General features: G+C 61.1%; 15 protein-coding genes and 1 tRNA gene. 8 read left to right on the forward strand and 8 right to left on the reverse strand.

Features of this window, described 5'->3' with window-relative positions; all coding sequences use genetic code 11:
* Positions 1–3,637 (forward strand): cadherin-like domain-containing protein (locus tag FLQ03_RS01020; protein ID WP_144373838.1); only part of this gene is annotated, 3,637 nt, incomplete at its 5' end.
* A gap of 175 nt (positions 3,638–3,812) precedes the next feature.
* Positions 3,813–5,003 (forward strand): sensor domain-containing phosphodiesterase, encoded by a 1,191-nt coding sequence (locus FLQ03_RS01025; RefSeq protein ID WP_240802173.1) that lies wholly within the window; start codon positions 3,813–3,815, stop codon positions 5,001–5,003.
* Positions 5,004–5,073: 70 nt separating this feature from the next.
* Here FLQ03_RS01025 and FLQ03_RS01030 read toward each other — a convergent pair whose 3' ends face one another.
* From FLQ03_RS01030 to FLQ03_RS01045, 4 genes are read right to left on the reverse strand one after another with little or no spacing between them, the layout of a single operon-like run.
* Complete coding sequence (locus tag FLQ03_RS01030) at positions 5,074–5,649, reverse strand: BON domain-containing protein (RefSeq protein ID WP_144373839.1); 576 nt, start codon at positions 5,647–5,649, stop codon at positions 5,074–5,076.
* On the reverse strand, positions 5,650–6,240 hold the full coding sequence (locus FLQ03_RS01035) for an SIS domain-containing protein (RefSeq protein ID WP_144373840.1): 591 nt from the start codon (positions 6,238–6,240) through the stop codon (positions 5,650–5,652).
* 31 nt (positions 6,241–6,271) lie between these two features.
* The gene (locus FLQ03_RS01040; protein ID WP_144373841.1) at positions 6,272–6,610 is read right to left on the reverse strand and encodes a YraN family protein; all 339 of its coding nucleotides are present in this window, start codon (positions 6,608–6,610) and stop codon (positions 6,272–6,274) included.
* A complete protein-coding gene (locus tag FLQ03_RS01045) occupies positions 6,610–7,518 on the reverse strand; it encodes a penicillin-binding protein activator (protein WP_420855645.1) in 909 nt (302 codons plus the stop codon). The genes FLQ03_RS01040 and FLQ03_RS01045 overlap by 1 nt, the downstream gene beginning before the upstream one ends.
* 228 nt (positions 7,519–7,746) lie before the next feature.
* Between FLQ03_RS01045 and rsmI the strand changes: the two genes are divergently transcribed.
* The 4 genes from rsmI (at position 7,747) to FLQ03_RS01065 (ending at position 11,535) form a co-directional block, all read left to right on the forward strand.
* The gene (gene rsmI / locus FLQ03_RS01050) at positions 7,747–8,616 is read left to right on the forward strand and encodes a 16S rRNA (cytidine(1402)-2'-O)-methyltransferase (RefSeq protein ID WP_206210815.1); all 870 of its coding nucleotides are present in this window, start codon (positions 7,747–7,749) and stop codon (positions 8,614–8,616) included.
* 50 nt (positions 8,617–8,666) lie between these two features.
* A tRNA-Leu gene (locus FLQ03_RS01055) sits at positions 8,667–8,751 on the forward strand.
* Between the two features lie 320 nt (positions 8,752–9,071).
* A complete protein-coding gene (locus FLQ03_RS01060) occupies positions 9,072–9,854 on the forward strand; it encodes a TatD family hydrolase (protein WP_144373843.1) in 783 nt (260 codons plus the stop codon).
* Between the two features lie 61 nt (positions 9,855–9,915).
* On the forward strand, positions 9,916–11,535 hold the full coding sequence (locus FLQ03_RS01065) for a methyl-accepting chemotaxis protein (protein WP_170252275.1): 1,620 nt from the start codon (positions 9,916–9,918) through the stop codon (positions 11,533–11,535).
* Positions 11,536–11,650: 115 nt separating this feature from the next.
* On the opposite strand, the gene FLQ03_RS01070 is transcribed toward FLQ03_RS01065, so the two are convergent.
* The gene (locus FLQ03_RS01070) at positions 11,651–13,633 is read right to left on the reverse strand and encodes a TolC family outer membrane protein (protein ID WP_206210816.1); all 1,983 of its coding nucleotides are present in this window, start codon (positions 13,631–13,633) and stop codon (positions 11,651–11,653) included.
* A gap of 179 nt (positions 13,634–13,812) precedes the next feature.
* Between FLQ03_RS01070 and FLQ03_RS01075 the strand changes: the two genes are divergently transcribed.
* Positions 13,813–14,499: a transglutaminase-like cysteine peptidase gene (locus FLQ03_RS01075; protein WP_206210817.1), complete on the forward strand. Its 687-nt coding sequence runs from the start codon at positions 13,813–13,815 to the stop codon at positions 14,497–14,499.
* An 8-nt stretch (positions 14,500–14,507) separates the two neighbouring features.
* On the forward strand, positions 14,508–16,421 hold the full coding sequence (locus FLQ03_RS01080) for a bifunctional diguanylate cyclase/phosphodiesterase (protein WP_144373845.1): 1,914 nt from the start codon (positions 14,508–14,510) through the stop codon (positions 16,419–16,421).
* 232 nt (positions 16,422–16,653) lie between these two features.
* On the opposite strand, the gene FLQ03_RS01085 is transcribed toward FLQ03_RS01080, so the two are convergent.
* The 3 genes from FLQ03_RS01085 to FLQ03_RS01095 form a co-directional block, all read right to left on the reverse strand.
* Positions 16,654–17,538 carry a Tim44 domain-containing protein gene (locus tag FLQ03_RS01085; protein WP_144373846.1) on the reverse strand — a complete coding sequence of 295 codons (885 nt, stop codon included), beginning with the start codon at positions 17,536–17,538 and terminating at the stop codon, positions 16,654–16,656.
* A 67-nt stretch (positions 17,539–17,605) separates the two neighbouring features.
* On the reverse strand, positions 17,606–18,307 hold the full coding sequence (gene tsaA, locus FLQ03_RS01090; RefSeq protein WP_144373847.1) for a tRNA (N6-threonylcarbamoyladenosine(37)-N6)-methyltransferase TrmO: 702 nt from the start codon (positions 18,305–18,307) through the stop codon (positions 17,606–17,608).
* Positions 18,308–18,377: 70 nt separating this feature from the next.
* Positions 18,378–19,127 (reverse strand): GNAT family N-acetyltransferase, encoded by a 750-nt coding sequence (locus FLQ03_RS01095; RefSeq protein ID WP_144373848.1) that lies wholly within the window; start codon positions 19,125–19,127, stop codon positions 18,378–18,380.
* Between the last annotated feature and the right edge of the window lie 29 nt (positions 19,128–19,156).

Below are 19,156 nucleotides of genomic sequence, written 5' to 3' on the forward strand. Positions count from 1 at the left end.
CAACGTGGCCGGCAGCGACCTGGCCGCCGACGCCGACAAGGTGATCGACGCCAAAGTGACCACCACCGATGCGGCTGGCAACAGCACCACCGCCACCGACACCGAGGGTTACAAGGTAGATACCACTGCACCGTCGCTGGTGATTACCTCGAACGATGGCACTTTGTCGCCGGGTGAAACCGTGGCGCTGACCTTTACCTTCAGCGAGGCTGTTACTGGCTTCACGGCCAGCGATGTCGCCATCACCGGTGGTACGTTGAATGCTGCAACCCTGGCTACGTCTGATGGTGGTAAGACCTGGACCGCTACCATGACGCAGAGCGGCACGGCCCAGCCGGTGGTGACGGTGAGCAATGGCAGCTATACCGATCTGGCTGGTAACGCCGGTACGGGTAACAGCCTGACGCTGAACAATGCGCCGGATGCGATCGACGACAAGTACGTGATGACGACGCTGACCAGCAAGTACTGGGGGTACCGAGAAGGAACAGACGGTGCCAACCTGACGTCGATTGCGCAGGTAGAGACGTTTGCCAAGAATAATGTCGCAACCGCGACATTCCAGACTAATGCGCTGAATTTCGGTGAAACCGCTATCAGCAATAACCTGGGTACCACCGGCAACCTGACAACCTTCCTGGGTAGCAGTGGCAGTAATCTGCAAACGACGGCCAACTACACGACAACCTCGGATGCCATCGTGCAGATGACGGGCAAGATCAATCTGGCCCCGGGCACCTATAACTTCCGGGTCTATGCGGATGATGGCTTTGTGATCCGTATTAATGGTCAGGAAGTAGGCAAGTTTGACGGCATTCAGTCGCCGACCTCGCGCGAGTTCGCCAGCTTTACCATTACCCAGGGTGGCGAGCAGAACATCGAGATCTTCTACTGGGATCAAGGTGGTAATGCCGTATTTAAGGCAGAGCTGCGTCCGGAGGGCGGGGCTTATCAGGTGCTGGCTGTCAATTCGCAGTATGGCAGTGGCCCGCTGATCACGATGGAAGACACCGCGCTGACTATCGAGCCGGCCAGCTTGCTGGGTAATGACAAAGACCAGAACGGCGATACGCTGCAGATCTTGTCGGTACAGAACCCCACCAATGGCACGGTAGCGCTGGTGAACGGCAAGGTGGTGTTCACGCCTGCGGCCAACTACAACGGCGATGCCACCTTCACCTACACCGTGTCGGACGGCAAGGGCGGTACCGATACCGCCACTGTTACCGTCAAGGTCAACCCGGTAGCTGATGCGCCGGTGGTAACTTCAACTACGGCTACCGTGTCGGAGGAAGGCCTGGCCGGTGGTCTGGCAGACAGTAGTGGCAATCCGGCCGACACCACCAATAGCAAGACGGCAACCGGTACCCTGTCGATCATGGATGCGGATGGCGACGCTATCAGCAGCGTGGTGCTGACAGCACCGACCACAGCACTGACCAGTGGTGGCCAAACCGTCACCTGGAGCGGTAGCAACACCAATACCCTGACTGCAACAGCTGGCGGCCAGACCGTAGCGACCATTACTATCGATAACAGTGGCAAATACAGCGTGAACCTGTTGAAGCCGGTAGACCACCCGAGCGGCAATGGTGAAAACACGCTGTCACTGAGCGTAGGTGTGAAAGCGACTGCGGGTACCCAGTCCACCACTGGCACCTTGACGGTGGTGGTGGAAGATGATGCCGCGGTAGCCAGCAACACATCCGTGATGGCCAAGGTGACCAACGTGGACAGCAACGTCCTGCTGATTCTGGACACTTCCGGCAGTATGGCCTGGGATGGCGCGGGTAATGCACAGGGAAGTGCCAACTACTCCGGCCCTTCGCGCCTGGCAATGATGCAGGAGGCGGTACGTAGCATGCTGGACCAGTACGACGCGCTGGGCGACGTGATGGTGCGGATCGTGACGTTTGCCAGCGATGGTACGCCACAGGATGCAGGTTGGGTAACGGTGGCGCGCGCCAAGCAGATCGTGAGTGGCCTGACGGCATCGGGTGGTACCGATTACGATGCCGCACTTGCCGCAGCACGTACCGCCTTTGCCTCTAGCGGCAAACTGGTCGGGGCACAAAACGTGTCTTACTTCCTGTCGGATGGCGAACCTACCGAAGACAACGGTACGGGCAGCAACGGTATTACCGGAAGCGAAGTGACGAGCTGGACCAACTTCCTGACCACCAATAAGATCAACTCCATGTCTTATGGTATGGGCTCGGGCTCGGGCAGCTTCAAAACCCAACTGGACCCGATTGCTTACAACGGCAATACCGTGACCGAGAAGGATGCCATTACCGTTAGCGACATCAGCCAACTGCCACCTATCCTGCGCGACTCGGTGGTGCCGCCGCAGACAGGCTCCTTACTCTCCAGCCTGAACGCCGGCTTTGGTGGTGATGGTGGTTATGTGAAAGTGCTGACCATCGATGGCACTACCTACACTTATGACCCGTCCGGTACCGGTGCCGTCAGCGTGGTGGGGACGAACCGCAGTACGTTTGATACAACGGACAACTCGCTGACTTTGTCTACCTTACTGGGGGGCAAGCTGGTGATTAACCTGGATACCGGCAGCTACAGCTATATTGCTTCGGTATTGAACACCACCGTCAAAACGGAAAGCATCGTGTTCACCGTGTCTGACAAAGATGGCGATACGGCTGTGGCGAATCTGGCTATCCAGGTAGTGCCGCCCGCTCAACTGGCCGGTTATGGCGGGAATGACCAGATTACCGTCGCCAATGGCGAGTCGGGCAATGGCCTGACGGTGAACCTGCAGCTGGGTGGCTACTTGCTGGCCGATGGTACTGGCGTAGCTGCCAAAAATACCAGCGTGACCACCAGTGGTATCGACCAGATCATCGATAGTGGTGCCGGTAACGACTATGTCGAGTCTGGTGCGGGTAACGACTTGGTATTCCTGGGGGATTCCGGCAATAACAAGCACCCGGTCACCGGTGTCTTGCCAACCCAGGCGGACATCTTGGCAACCAACCTGATGCAGCTGGACGATAACAGCCTGTTGCTGACGGACAAGACGCTGAGCAGCGTGGCGCGTCAGACATCGTCCACCAATACCGCGTCGGCTGCAGAATGGGCTGATCTGGCGCATAGCGGCTCGGGTAACGATACGGTCTACGGCCAAGGTGGGGTTGACCTTATCTATGGCGGTGCTGATAACGACACGCTGGATGGCGGCGACGGTGCTGATGGCCTGCGTGGCGGTGCGGGTGACGATCTGCTGATTGGTGGTAAAGGTAACGATGTACTGCGTGGTGACCTGGGTATCGATACTTTCCAGTGGAGCCTGGCCGACAAAGGTACCGCGGGCAGCCCGGCACAAGACACCATCCTCGACTTCAAGACCGGTGTGGGGGGCGACATCCTGGATCTGCGTGATCTGCTGCAAGGCGAGAACAGCAGTAACCTCAGCCAGTACCTGCATTTCACCGCCAGCGGTAACGATACGCTGGTGCAGATCAGCAGCAGTGGTGCCTTCAACAGCACGGCCAGCAATGCCGGCACGGTAACCGACCAGACTATCCTGCTGAAGGATGTGCAGATGAGCAGTCTGGGCAGTACCGACCAGCAGGTGATTACCGAGCTGCTGAAGAACAACCTGAAGACCGATCTGTAAACCGCACGCCGGTAAACGTCACAACCTCCTGTCTGCCTGCCGGCAGCCAGGAGGTTTTTTTATTGAATAGCGTAGTGCACCGGCAAGTGTGTCAATCACCACACCAAGCCGGTGTGCTTCGATATAGTGGAACGGCAATTGCTATACTGCCCCTATCCTTTTCCGGAGTAACGCTGTGGAGAACTTACCGATGCGGGATGGCCTGACGCTGGGCTCCCATTTCCAGCCCATTTACAGCCTGGCCCACCGCCGTACTGTGGGTATGGAGGCGCTGCTGCGCGCCGCCGAACAGGGCAATGCGCTGAGTCCGCCGCAGGTATACGAGCGTTACATCCGCCGCGACGAGCGGGCGGCAATGGACCTGGCCGTGGTGCGGGCCCATTGCGCGCAGTTCCTGGCCATGAACGGTGGCCAGCGCTGGCTGTTTCTGAATATCGATGCGGTGACGCTGGCCGATCTGAGCTACGTGCAGCAACTGCAGCAGATCATTGCAGAATCCGGCATTCCGCCGCAGCTGATCGTGCTGGAGGTGCTAGAACAGGCGCTGGAGCTGGACGCCGGTTTGCTGGAAGGCGTGGCGTTGCTGCGCGAGCAGGGCTGCCTGCTGGCGATCGATGATTTTGGTGTCGGCCACTCCAACCTGGACCGTGTCTGCAGCCTGGAGCCGGACTTCATCAAGTTTGACCGCCACTTGCTGCGTAGTGCCGTCAACCAGCAGCGCACGCGCACCTTGTTGTCGCGTCTGGTGCGATTGATGCACGAAATTGGTGCATTGGTAGTGGTGGAGGGGGTGGAGAGCGAATCCGACGTGGTGGTGGCGCTGGACTCCGGCTGCGACCTGGTGCAGGGCTACTACGTGGCCCGCCCGGCGGCAGTGCCGGACCGCGACGAGCAGATTACCCCGCGGCTGGACGCCAAGTGGGACGAGCTGATGAACCGCGAGCTGCTGCGCCGCAAGCTGAACCGCCGCCAACTGGAGCTATCGCGCCAGGCCTTTGTGCAGACCGCCATCGCGCTGATGCAGGGCAACGAGTTCAGGTTGGCCGCACAGCCGATGCTGAACCTGCCGGACGTGATCCGCTGCTTCCTGCTGGATCAGGAAGGGCGCCAGCTGGGCCGTAACCTGAACGTGCGCGAACTGTCCGAGGCGGATCAGTTGCGCTTTGCGCCGCTGGAAGATACGACCGGCGCGGTGTGGTCGCGTCGCAGTTACTTCCAGCACGCCATCGACCAACCCGGCGTGCTGTACATGAGCGAGCCCTACCTGTCGATGACGGACACCCGCACCTGCGTCACGCTGTCGATGGCGATCGAGATCGACGAGCAGATGCACGTGCTGTGTTCGGATGTGATGTTGCCCAAGTAGTGGCGGCCGCTGGCCAGCACAAAAAAGCCCTGACCGTGTGGTGCCAGGGCTTTTTTGTGTGCCACGCGCCTTATTGGGCGGGTGCAGGATCGAACAGGGTGACGACTTGGCGAACGCCAGCGGTACGGGCGGCAACCTGGGCGGCGGCTTCGCCTTCGGCATCGCTGACCAGGCCCAGCAAGTAGACCACGCTGCGTTCGGTGACGACCTTGATGGCATTGGGCGGGTAGCCCTGGCCTTCCAGCAGCCGGGTGCGTACTTTGGTGGTGAGCCAGGTGTCATTGTTGCGGTTGGCCAGCGTGCTGGCCGGAGCGACCACCAGGTGGTTGTAGACGCGGCGTACATTCGGAATGCCGCGTACTGCCAGCTCGATGGCTTCCTTCTGCGCCTCGTCCACCGCCTCTCCCGTCAGCAGCACGGCGCGGTTATAGCTGGTGGCATTGACGTGGCTGCCGGCAAAACGCTCGGCCAGCTGTTTTACCGCCTTCAGCTCGATGCCCTGGTCTTCCACGTAGGTACCGCTGGTGCGGCGGTCGGTGGCCACCATGGCGCTGGCGGCAACACCGCCGGCTACCAGCGGGAAGCAGGCGCTCAGGTTGGCCGCAAGCAGGGTGGCCACGGTGAGGCCGATCAGGCGGGATGTCATTTAGTCTCCTCCCAGAAGCATGTAGTCGATGGCATCGCACAGCGCGTGGATGACCAGCAAATGGATTTCCTGGATACGGGCGGCACGGGTAACCGGCACGTTGAGGTGCAGGTCTTCCGGTGACAGGATTTCAGCCACCTGGCCACCGTCGTTGCCGGTCAGGGCAATCACACCCATGCCGCGCTCGTGGGCGGCGTAAATGGCCTCGACGATATTGGCCGAATTACCCGAATTGCTGATCACCAGCAGCAGGTCGTTATGGTGGCCGATGGCCCGCACCTGTTTGGAGTAGATCAGGTCGAATTCGTAGTTGTTCCCGATCGCGGTCAGGGCAGGGCTATCGTTGGACAGTGACAGCGCGGCCAGGCCCGGGCGTTCTTTTTCGAAATGCCCCAGCATATTGGTGACGAAGTGGTGGCCCACGGCAGCACCGCCGCCATTGCCGCAGCACAGGATCTTGCCTTCGTTCATCAGGCTGGCCACCAGTTTTTCGGCAGCCACCGCAATGGCGGGGGCCAGTTCGTCCATGACCAGCTGCTGCATCGCGATGCTTTCGCGGAAGTGCCCGCTGGCGCGATCAATCAAATCCATCGTCCATCCTTGTTGCATGGCCAGCCGGTGGCTAGCTGATGATGTTCTTTAACCAGACGGGCGGCGCGTCGCCGTCAAACAGTACCGCGTCGAAGCGGCAGCGCGCCCGGGTACCGTGCTGGCTGAGGTAAAGGTTGGCCGCCGCTTGCAGCTTGCGGCATTTGTCCGGCCCGATGCTGGCGGCCGCACCGCCAAAGCGGCTGCTGCGCCGCGCCCGCACCTCGACAAAAACCAGCCACGTACCGTCCTGCATGATCAGGTCGATTTCGCCGAAGCGGCAGTGCCAGTTGCGGGTATGCAGGCGCAGCCCTTGTTGCTGCAGATAGTGGCAGGCTTGTGTTTCGAAGTCACTGCCACTCTCTCGACTCATCACTCGGCCCCGATGATGCTGCCGGGCAATTCACGCTGCACGACCCAGCCCTTGCCAATACGCAGGTCGCCACTGACGCCACCCAGGCGGATTTGTGCCGGGTTCTTGCTGCTGGCCAGCGCCAGGCCCAGGCGGTAGGCGTCGATACCCAGCGCGTACAAGCGCTCGGTAGCCTTGTTCATCGGCGTTGCCGGGCGGGCAATCTGCCGGGTTTCCGGATGGTTGGGAATCAGGAACCACGGCATGTCCACCAGACGCACACCATTCAGTACCGGGCTAGGGTTGCGTACATTGGCCAGCGAGGTAGCGTAAGCTGGCATCTCGGCGGCCAGCAGGGCGCGGGTGGCTTCTACTTCTTTGGTGTCCAGCGCCAGGAAAACGCTGTCACTGGCTGCCAGTCCGGTTTGCAAACGGGCACCATCCGGGGTGGAAACATCCAGCTCGCGTGCCGGTTGCTTGCTCTTACCGCGCCATTCTTCGGCAAAGGCCTGGCGCAGGCGCTGCGACAGATTGTCCTTGTTGAACAGCACCAGCGGCTGCTGGCGGCCGTCGTCGCGCATCATGCGGGCAATCTGCTGCGCTTCGGTTTCCACCGCAACAGACAGGCTCCACACCTTGCTGCCGGCCGGCGGTGCCTTGTCCAGCGTGTTGAGTACCAGCGTTGGCAGTTTGCTGCTGGCTGCCAAGTTGGCCGCGCCCTGGCGCGTGAGTGGCCCGATGATGAAGCCTGCCCCCTGGCCAAGCAGCTGCTGGTATGCCTGGCTGGTCTGGCTATCGTCCTCCATTGCCGCCACACTGGTTTCCGCGCTGCCATCGGCCGCGGCGGCCGCGTCAAAGCCGGCTTTTACCACTTGGGCGGCTTCACCGAATTGGGGTGAGTTCAGCGGCAACATCAGGCCCAGATGCACGCGAGGCTTGTTGCCTGCCTGCTGGGGGACTGAAACCGTCTTGTTGGCCGGCAACGGGCTGGCTTGCGCGGCAGGGGCGCTGCGGGCCGGGCTGCCCGCCGAAAGGGGGGACTGATTTTGCTGAAGTATGTAGCCCGGCGATTGGGCAATCGCTACACTGGCCGCCATTAAGACGGCAGAGCCGGACAACCAGGGAGCCAAAACGTGCAGACAGCGCTTGATCACTTGATGAATTCTGCTCGGGAAACTTTTGTCGACAGGGCATTATATGTGGTGGCCACGCCCATTGGAAACCTGGCGGATGTGACCGTGCGTGCCATTGCCGGGTTCCACGCAGCCGACATCATTCTGGCGGAAGATACCCGGGTTACCGGTAGCCTGCTCTCGGCCTACGGTATCAGCAAAAAGCTGGTGAGCCTACGCGAGCACAACGAGCGCGAAATGGCGGCCAACGTGATCCGCTGGATCGAAGAGGGCAAGATCGTGCTACAGGTGTCCGACGCCGGTACGCCGGGTATTTCCGACCCCGGTGCACGGCTGGCGCAGGCGGTGTGGGCTGTCGGCTTGCGCGTGGTACCGGTGGTGGGCGCTTCAGCGGTGATCGGGGCCCTGTCTGCTTGCGGGTTGGATACCGGCCGCTTCCTGTTCAATGGCTTTCTGCCACCCAAGAGCGCGGCGCGGTGCAAGACCCTGCAGCAATGGGCGCAGGCCGATTACGCCGTGGTGTGCTACGAGGCGCCACACCGCATTCTGGACTGTGTGGCTGATGTGGTGGCTACGCTGGGCGCCAATCGCCCGGTGGTACTGGCCCGTGAGCTCACCAAAACGTTCGAGACCTTTCTGCGCCTGCCGGCCGGCGAGTTGCTGGCGCGTATCCAGGCCGATAGCAACCAGCAGCGCGGTGAGTGCGTGCTGGTGATCGATGCCGCACCGCAGGAAGAGGCCGCTGGCGAGTTGCCCGCGCCTGCCATAGCGCTCCTGACCGAACTGGTGGCTGCACTACCGACCAAACAGGCGGCCGGCATCGTGGCCGCACACTACGATCTGAATAAGAAACAGCTGTACGACATGGCTTTGCAACTGAAACAAGCACAATGATGTTTACAATCGGGTGCCGGGCCTCTATACTCCGACACCTGAATTTTCTCGCCCGGGTGGCGAAATTGGTAGACGCAGGGGACTCAAAATCCCCCGCCGCAAGGCGTGCCGGTTCGAGTCCGGCCCCGGGCACCACGAGAAAGTCCAGCAACATTCCAAGCAGTCTATGAAACCCGCACAGCACAAAGCTCTGCGGGTTTTTTGTTGCCTGCTGCTTATTGTCATGCGAATTGCGCATGGCTGTATTTGATGCTTTTGGTCTATTTGTTATGGTTTTCTCTGCTGGAATGCATCAGGTGACGGCAGTGTTTCACTGCATAAGATCAGCTTATTGGCAGAAAAATCATGGGTTTATGTTGTCCTTGCCTTTTTATATTCTGATGAGATAGTGAAAGCACGGCACGCATTAATACCAACTTATTGAATGCGGTAGCTGAGGTAGGTGTGGAGAATCGATGAATTTTATTGATAGCCATTTGCACCTGGATGCCCCCGAGTTTGCTGCGGATGCCGAACTACGCTGGCAGCGCGCCCGGCAGGCCGGTGTTGGCCATGCCATTGTGCCCGCCGTGAGCGCAGCCACGTTTGACGCGGCGCTGGCGATAGGGCGGCGATTGGGGCTGGATGTAGCGCTGGGTTTGCACCCCCTGTTCCTGGCCAGTCACTGTGATGATGACCTGTTGCTGCTGGAGCAGTATCTGGCGCGGGGAGAGGCGGTGGCCGTGGGGGAGTGCGGGCTGGATTTTTATGTGCCGGATCTGGACCCGCAGCGACAGGAGGCCTTGCTGCTGGCGCAGCTCAAGCTGGCTCGCCGTTACGATCTGCCGGTCATCCTGCATGTGCGTCGCTCGCAGGATCGTGTGCTGAAGTGCTTGCGTCAGGTACGCGTACGCGGCGGTATTGCCCATGCCTTCAATGGTAGCGAGCAGCAAGCCCAAGCATTTATCGACCTGGGTTTCTGCCTGGGTTTTGGTGGCGCCATGACCTACCAGGGGTCGCAACGCATCCGGCGCCTGGCGGCCACGCTGCCACTTTCGGCGCTAGTGCTGGAAACGGATGGGCCGGATATCCCGCCAGAGTGGGCGCAGGGGCAGGTGAATGGCCCGGAAAACCTGCCCCGTATTGCCGAGTGCCTGGCCACGCTGCGGCAGATGCCGTTGGCGGCGTTGGCAGAGGCGACCAGCAACAATGTTCGACGGGTGATACCCGGCGTCAATACTGCGGCAGGTTGGCCGTAAGCCCGGTGTCGGTCACCGGCAGGCACGCTTGTGCAAAATAAGGGGAAGATAGATGAAGAATGTGAGCCTGATTACCCGCTTGGGGCTGGGGTTCGGTTTCATGCTGCTGATCATGCTGCTGATCTCGGCCAGCGGTTTGCTGGCGGTACGGCAAGCGGATGGCAGCCTGACGGAGCTGGTCAATCGTAGCCTGGTTTTTAGCGATCACATCCAGGATGTGCGTGCTGAGGTGGGCAACTTGCGCCGTTACGAAAAAGACCTGTTCCTGAACATGCAAAGCGTGGAGAAGCGTAAAGAGTACCTGGAAAAGTGGCAAGGCAGTGCTGCCAAAGTGCAGCAGCGGTTGACGGCTGCCTCGGCGCTTGGCGATGCGGACGACACCACAGCAATCCAGGCATTGACCACGGCCATGACCAACTATGAGTCGGGTTTGCGTCAGGTGTTGGCGCAGATCGAGGCCGGGGCGTTACAAACGCCGCAAGATGCCAACAAGGCGCTAGAGCCGGTGAAGGAATCGGTACGCAGCATGGAAGGCGCCACCAAGAAGCTGGTGGAGAAGGCGGCCTCTCAGGCGGTGGCCCAGCAGCAGGGGGTGCAGGCCAGAATGGCGTCGGCCAGCGTGACGATGTGGAGTCTCAGTGCACTGGCCTTGTTGGTGGGCAGTGTGGCGGGGGGGCTGATTGCGCTTTCCATCCGACAGCCGCTTAACCAGATAACCCGCCTTGCCGAGCAACTGGCGCAGACGCGCGACCTGACGGTGACCATGCCGGACTTTGGCAATAACGAGGTTGGCCGCACGGCCAAGGCGCTGGACCATCTGATTGCGACGGTGCGTGAACTGATACGTGAGTCGCATCAACATTCGGCACGCCTGGTGGTGGCATCGGAGCAGTTGTCGCTGACGAGCCAATCTATTCATGATGCGGCGGTTAACCAGTCCAATGCCGCGGCGGCCAGCGCTGCCGCCGTGGAGCAATTGACTGTCAGCGTGAGTGTGATGGCGGATAATGCGCAGGGGGTGCAAGACCAGGCGCGTCAGACGTCGGACGAGGCGCAATCTGGCAGCGACATGTCTGTAGCAGCCGCCAGTCAGATCCAGGATATTGCCAGCAGCATTGCTGAAACGTCGAAAACCATCGATAGCCTGAATCAGCGCTCGGATGAGATTGGCACCATCGTCAATGTGATACGGGATATTGCCGATCAGACCAATCTGTTGGCGCTGAATGCAGCGATCGAAGCGGCACGCGCAGGCGAGAGTGGACGCGGTTTTGCCGTGGTAGCCGATGAGGTCCGCAAGCTGGCCGAGCGTACCAGCCAGGCTACAACGGAAATCTCGACCCGCATTGCCGGCGTGCAGCGCGATACGCAGCAGGCTTACCAGAATATGCAGCAGGCCAGCAATCTGGTATCGAGTGGTGTAGAAGGAACGCAGAAAGTCTCGCAGTCATTGCACCGTATTTACGAGTCGTCGCGTGAGTCGCAAAGCAAGGTAGTAGACATGGCCGGTGCGATTCAGGAGCAGCGAATCGCCAGCCATGATATTGCCCAGAACATGGAGCAGATCGCGCAGATGAATGACCAGACGCGGCTGACCGTGGCGCAGGCTTCCGAGTTGGCCGCTCAGCTGAAACAGCAGTCCCAGGAGTTGGATGGCAGTATTACCCGCTTCCGGGTATAGCGTGGGATGCTGCCAAACGGGGCAGCATGGCAGGCCGCAGCGTACCGTAGGCATCAATAAAACACATCGCCCCGGCCTTGTTCAGGTCGGGGCGGTGTGTTTTCAGGTGAAGGATTTACTTGACGGTGCCGGGTTGGGTGGCCGGAGGGGTACGGCGAATCAGCGGGTTGGCCGATGCCGGTGCTGCGGGTTTGGCTGTTGGCAGCACGCTGGCTTTGTTGGCCGGCGGCAGTAGCAGGGCCGGTTTGGCAGCTGGGGCAGCAGGTTTAATGCTGGCCATGTCGTGCAGAACTACGGCAACACGACGGTTCAGCGGGTCGTTGGCGGCTTTGCCAGGTAGCGGCTGGATATCGCCGCGACCGATGCTGTCCAGACGGCTACCATCGACGCCCTTGGCAACCAGATAGTCGTGCACGCTTTTCGCCCGTTGTTGCGACAGGGTCAGGTTGAGTGCCGGGTTGCCGGTGCTGTCGGTATGCCCTTCGATCAGGAAGCGCTTCTGGGCCATCTGCGGCATGCGCAGCGTCGTCGCCAATTGATCCAGCATCGGCAGGCTTTCGCTGCGGATGGCCGCAGAGTTCAGGTCAAATTGCACCTGCATGTTGACGGTAACGTCACGCGAGCCCAGTGCCGGCGCGCTATTGGCAGTGAGCGCAGGAAGTTCGGCTGCAGTGTCAGCGCTGGTATTGAAGGAGCGGGCGGCAATCTTGCTGGTATCCAGCGGTGTGGGGGCCACGTAGCTGGTGGGGCAGCTGGGTGCATTCAGATCCGCATCCTTGTTGCTGTCTTCATCCTTGGGCTGTAGCTGCATGGTTTCCATCAGACGGCCGGACTCGCCCAGTACGCGGTAAACGGCGAGTTGCTGGTTCAGTTCGGCATTGAGCAGTTCGCGACGGGCTTCGAACAGCTCGTTTTCGCTATCCAGCATGTCCAGCAGTGTGCGCTGGCCGATATCGAACTGCTTACGGTAGGCGTCGCGTGCTTTTTCGGTAGAGAGCTGGTGCTGGCGCAATGATTCCAGCTGGCCGCCAATGCGAACGGTATCGTTGTAGGCAATGGACACCTGCTGTCGCATGTCGCGGCACGCCTTGACGCCGAGTGCTTCCGCTTCGTCACGACGTTCGGTTGCCGACGCGAGGCGTGCCCGGTCCGCGCCACCGCGATACAGGTTCATGCTCAGCACCAGCTCGATGGCTTGCTCATCGGTTCGGCCTTTCACGCCATCCTTGTTGTGTGTGCCAGACTTGTTGGCACGCAGGTCCAGGGTGGGGGAGAACGCGCCGCGGCGGACGTCGATTTCCGCTTCTGCGGCACGGTAGAAGGCCCTGGCCGCTTGCAGGCTGGGGTTGCGGCGGTCAGCCAGGACCATGACATCGTTTGCTGGCGGTACCAGGGAAAGATTGAGGCCTGGCAGCTTCAGTTCGTTGGGCGGCGCATCGCCGGTAATGCGGGCATAACGTGCCGAAACGTCATTGAGATTGGACAGTTCGTTAACCAGGTTCGATTCGGCCAGCGCCAGACGGCCTGCGATCTGTTCCAGATCGACGCGGCGGCCAACCCCTTGGGTGACGCGCTGCAGGATCTGTTCGTAGATGCCTTTGTGAATGGCGTAGTTTTCTTCTGCAATACCAACCAGTTTGCTGTAGCGCACGACGTCCATGAAAGCGCGCACCGCTTCCAGGCCTTGCTGTTCGGCCGTGGCGAGGTATTCGTAGTATCGGGCCCGGCTGGTATAGTCGAGCTGTTTAACTTGGTTGGTCGTGATGAAGCCATTGAAGACGTTCTGGTTCACGGCGACCGAGTAACCGCGGCGGGTGAAATCTTGTTTGCTAATGCTGCCGGTGCTGGTGGGCGTTTTGTTGTTTTCTCGCGCGACGGCGTAGTTAAGATCGACGCTTGGCAGGAAACCTGCACGCGCGACGCCTTGTTCTTCTACGCTGGAGCGAAAGGTGTGCCACTTCATGCGTACTTCCGCATTGTTCTTGAGAGTCTGTTCGACGGCGTCTTTCAGTTCCAGTGCGTGGCTAGTCAGCGGCATCGACAGCGCCAGCAGTGCTGCCAGCGTGGAACCAGTGATGCGTTTTGAGCGGAAGTTCATGAGAGCCTCGTTGAATACAGTGAATAGTGACTGGTGTATTGTTAAGTGTTGTTTCTAAGTATTTTAAATAAAAGCTTTATGTTGTGTATTGTCGGAAGTGCTTGTACCTGTGTCAAGTTAAACGTAGCAAATCGTAGCGGCTTGCTATAGGCTTGTTGCATTGCAAGACAGGAGCATGAATGGTCAGTTGCCGTGACAGGTTCAAGACAGCGCTGCGGCTATGCCGGCGGCGCCTGGGACCGTATGCCTTACTACTGTTGGCCGCGCTGGCGGTGGCAGAGCTGCCGCTCGACCGTGTGCAGCAGTTGTATGGCGGGCAGGCGGTACGGATTTATCGGGACTGGCAGCAATTGCTTTTGGCCCAGCGTCGAGAAAGCAATGAGCTCAACCAGTTACGCGATGTCAATCAGTTCTTTAATCAGCGCTATCAGTTTGTTGATGATGTCGACTTGTGGAAGCAGGCTGACTACTGGGCAACACCGCTTGAAAGCATGGCGCGAGGGGCGGGTGACTGTGAAGACTTCACCATTGCCAAATACTTTACCCTGCGCGAGTTAGGCGTGGCACCGCAGAAGCTGCGTCTTACCTACGTCAAGGCCAGGATTGGTGGCCCGGCCAGTACCGTGACCCAAGCCCACATGGTGTTGGCGTATTATGCAGATCCTGCGGCAGAGCCGTTGATTCTGGATAACCTGATCGGCACCATCCGTCCCGCGTCCCAGCGCAGTGATTTGCAGCCGGTGTTCAGCTTCAATGCGGACGGTATCTGGGTGGGGGGCGGGCCAAGCCCGAATTCCAGTGTAGACCGCCTTACCCGCTGGCGGCAGTTGATCGACAAAATGAAAGCCGAAGGCTTTATCTCCTGAGAGTTGCCATGAAACGCGTTTCCCTCATCCAGCAATTATGGATCCTGGTTATTGCAGCTGTGGTACTGGCTGCCGCAGGCAGCCTGACGGCCAACCTGTTTAATGCCCGTGATTACATGCAGCAGCAGTTGGCCGCGCAGAGTGCCGATGCGGCCAACTCGCTGGCGCTGCTGATTACCCAGAACAAAGCCGACCCGGTGATGGGCGAGACCCTGATCAATGCCGCATTCGACCAAGGGCATTTCCGGCGTGTGCAGTGGGTGAATGCCAAGGGGCAGCCGCTGGTACAGCGGGTGAATGCCCAGAAAATCGGCAACGCACCGCCCTGGTTCCAGCAGGTATTTACGTTGGCACCTTCGCCAGCCAGGGCAATGGTCAGTAGCGGCTGGATGCAGGCCGGCTACGTTGAAGTGGAAAGCGAAGCCGGTTATGCCTACGACGCCTTGTGGCGTGGTGCGTTGAATGTGTCGTTCTGGGTGCTGTTGGCGGGGCTGGTGGTGGGCGGGGTCGGCTCGATCGGCGTCGGTACCATTCGCCGGCAATTGCTGGCCGTGGTCAATCAGGCCAAGTCCATCACCCAGCGCCGCTTTGTCACCATCCCCGAGCCGCAGGGCCCGGAGATGGGCAGGCTGGCGCAGGCAATGAACGCCATGGTGATGCGGGTAAAAGCCATGTTCGAAGAAGAGGCTGCGCGGCTGGAGGCCCTGCGTCGCGAGATCAACTTCGACAAGGTAACCGGGCTGGCCAATCGTGGTTTTTTCATGGGCCGTCTGGGCGCAGAGCTGGCCGAGCGCGACAAGCAGGGGCGAACTTTGCTGTTGATGCGCATTGATGGGCTGGCCGAGCTGAATGCCCGCCTGGGCCGCCCGCTAACCGACGAGATGCTGGCGCAGTTTGGGGCGCGCATGCGTGATACCGAACGCTTCGGTGCCGACAGCATGGCGTCCCGCCTCAATGGCGCAGACTTCGCCTTGTTGCTGGCCAGTGCGCAGGCGGAATTGCCGCGGCTGGAGGCCGTGCAGACCGAGCTGGTGGCCATGCTGGGCAGTTTCGCTTCGCAAGAAGTTGGCTTGGCCATGGCGGCAACCGATATCCGCGATGGCGATACCATCCGCGATGTGATGTCCCGCCTGGATAATGCACTGGCGCTGTCCGAGGCGGCAGGGGGCGTGCGGGTGGCGTTTGCCGACGAGCAAGTCAGCAAACCGCAAGCCATCACCGCCGACGGCTGGGCGGGGCTGCTGGACGACGCTGTGGCGGCCGGTCGCCTGAAACTGGTGCGTTTTGCCGTGCGTAATGCCGCGGGTGGCATGTTGCATGAGGAAGCACCGCTACGTTTGCAGCATGCTGATGAGTGGTTGCCTGCCGGCCAGTTCATGCCGATGGCCATTCGTACCCGCCGCGTGGCGGCGCTGGATCTGGCAGCCGTGGCGCTGGCCCTGGAGCAGTTGGCCGCCGACCCGGCGTGCCCGGGTATTGCCGTAAACCTGGCGGCCGAGTCGCTGGAAGACGAACACTATGTGCGCAGTCTGGTGGCGCTGATTCGTGGTCAGCGCGTGGCGGCCGCGCGCTTGTGGCTGGAAATGGCGGAAGTCGGCATCGTGCCGCGCTTCGAACGCTTCCGTACCCTGTGCCTGGCCTTGGCCGACTTGCCGTGCAAGGTGGGTATCGAACACTTTGGCCGTCAGTTCAGCTTGATTGGTCAGCTGCATGATCTGGGCATCGACTACCTGAAGATCGATGGTAGCTTTGTGCAGCAGATCGATACCGAAGCCGGTAATCAAGCCTTCCTGCGCGGGGTGTGCAATATTGCGCACAACATCGGCCTGGGCGTGGTGGCAGAAGGGGTGCGTACTGATGCCGAGCAGGAAGTGCTGCTGTCGCTTGGCTTCGATGGCCTGACCGGGCCGGGGGTCAAATAAGGTTTGCCAGTAGCGTGCAAAAGCGGGGGCGTGCCCCCGCTTTTTTCATGCCGGGTGTGAGTAACACCGGGGCGGGTTGGCCGCAAGGGAGTGATCGTGTGCCGGTAGGCGCTGGTGCCGCACTGCGTGCTGCTGAGCCTGCCGGGCTGCGGGCGCGCGCATCGGCAACAAAAAGCCCGCTTGCAGGGCAAGCGGGCTAGGTATGTAGCGCGACAGGATAGCGCTGTGTAGGTCAGTTCTGCTGGATGCCGGCCACTAGCCATTTGCCGTTGGCGTCGTCCTTCACGTAGTGCCAGGTTTCGCTGAAGGCAACGGCCGGGGCGCCCACGCTCTCGCTCACCATGCCGTGGAAGCGCACGCTGGCGATCATGCGGCTGTTTTCCACGGTGGCTTCTACGACTTGGCAGTCCAGCTGCGGGAAGTCGGCAGGTTCAGTATTGGCCGCAATATCGTCTTTCAGCGAACTGTACAGATCCGGCGTCATGTATTTGCGTACTTCTTCCAGGCTGTCAGCCGAGTTCAGGTTTTGCAGATGCAGGAAGGTTGCCTTGGCCTGGCGCAGGAAGTGCGGGGCCTCGGTGCCGTCCGGCAGGCGTTGCAGCGACATCGGCGGCGGGGTAATGCCACCACCACCGAAGGCCGGCTGCTGGCCGGCACCGATCGGCGGGATGCCACCGGCCGGAGCCGGCTGGAAGTGGGTCGGCTGGGTTTGCAGCGGCGGGGCGCGGCGAGCAGCTTGCTGACCGGCAGCGCGGCGACGCAGGAAGGCCAACAGCGCCAAGCCTGCCAGCGAGCCACCAATCACGGCCAGCCACGGGAAGCCACCGTCGTCATCGCCCATGGCCGAACCCAGCAGATAGCCGGCAGCGGCACCAGCGGCACCGGCAGCGACCATGCCGCCTACGCCAGAGCCCTTCTGTTGCGGGGCGACCTGGCCGGGCGCCTGCGTCGGGCCTTTGCTCGGTACGGCTTGTTGCTGGTTAAAGCTCTGGGTGGGGGCGGCGCGCTGCATGCCGGCGCTTTTGCCTTTGCCGACACGGGCCGCTTCGGCCAGCGGCGAAGCCAGCACGGCAATGAGGGAGAGGGCCAGAAAGGACGTCTTCGCTCGGGAAATCATGGTTTAAGTCTCCGTAGGTGTGCTGGCACTGTTGGCCAGCTGCAGTTTCGACTTGGCGAAACGTGGCTTAGTTCTGGGCGGGTGTGATTATTTCAAGTACGCAGGCTAGTTGGCCCTGCACGGTAAAGCGTACGTCGCAGTCCGCCAGGCGGATGCCGTATACGCGTGCCGGGTCGTCCTGGTAGGCAGGGCGCGGGTCTTGTGCCAGCACCTCGTCGATCAGTGCGGCCAACCATGACGGTGCCTGCGGCCAGGCGTGCAGATCGGCTAGTGCCTTGGGTTGCCATTGCACCGACAGCTGCGGTGGGGGGCCGTCGACAAAGCCGCCGCGCGCCTCGGGCTTGGCTTCCACAAACGGAATGTACGGCTTGATGTCCAGCACCGGGGTGCCGTCCAGCAGGTCGGCACCGCCCAGATGCAGGGTGACGCCGTCGCGGGTGTCGATGTCTTTCAGTGCTACCAGCGACAGGCCCAAACCGTTGGGGCGATGGGTGGCACGGCTGGCAAACACGCCCACCTTGCTGTTGCCGCCCAGCCGCGGCGGGCGTACCAGCGGCTGCCAGCCGCGGGCCAGGGTTTCGTGGAAGACGAAGGTAAGCCAGACGTGCGAGAACGCGTCCAGGCCGCGCACGCAGTCGGGCTGGTTGTAGGGCGGGTGCAGGACAAGGCTGACCGGTGCCGACGGCGCTAGCGCCGGCTGGCGCGGGATGCCGAATTTTTCCTGGTACGGCGAACGGATGGTGCCGATAGGTTCGAGGGTGTAGTGCATGCCCCGATTGTAGCGAAAGGTTGGCCGCAGCGGCTTGCGGCCAACCTTGGGCGGGACGGGCCGGGAGAGGTCAGCCCGCGAAGTGACGCTGATGACGCAGGTCCAGCCTGTTCATCGGCAACAGCATGAAGAAGTCGGCGCAGTTGAAGTCCGGGTCCCACGCCGGCTCGCCGCATACCCAGGCCCCGGCGCGCAGGTAGCCCTTGATCAGCGGCGGTACCGGCACCTGGGTGTCGTCCTGCACTTCGCCCAGCGGCAGCGCCAGGTGCGGGGTGACGCGCCATTCGGCCGGGCACAGGTGCTTGTGTTCCAGCATGCGGTACAGGCTGACGGCCTGATGGCCGCCGTCCGCCAGGCTGACGCTGGCGCAGCCGGCCAGATAACGGCCACCTTGCTGGCGCACATAATCGGCCAGCCCGGCCCACAGCAGGGCGATGACGGCGCCGCGGCGGTAATCTTTGTGCACGCAAGAGCGGCCGATCTCGATGATGCCGTCGCGGATGCCGGCCAGCCGGCTCAGGTCGAATTCGTGTTCCGAATACAGGCTGGGCAGCTGCCGTGCCTTGTGCGGTGGCAGCATGCGGTAGGTGCCCACCAGTTTGCCGGTTTGGTTGTCTTCCACGATCAGGTGGTCGCAGTACGGGTCGTACTCGTCACGGTCGATGCCGTCTTCGGCCGAGGCCAGCTGGGCGCCCATTTCCTTGGCAAACACCTGGTAACGCAGCTTCTGTGCGCGGCGGATGTCGCGGGCACTGTGGGCGACGCGGACACTGAGTTTGGCGGCGGGTGCCAGTTGGGCGGTGTCGAGACCTTGCTGCATCGTACGCTCCGGAAACGGTGGGGATGCGT

Source organism: Vogesella urethralis (assembly GCF_007644045.2).
Taxonomy (GTDB): Bacteria; Pseudomonadota; Gammaproteobacteria; order Burkholderiales; family Chromobacteriaceae; genus Vogesella; species Vogesella urethralis.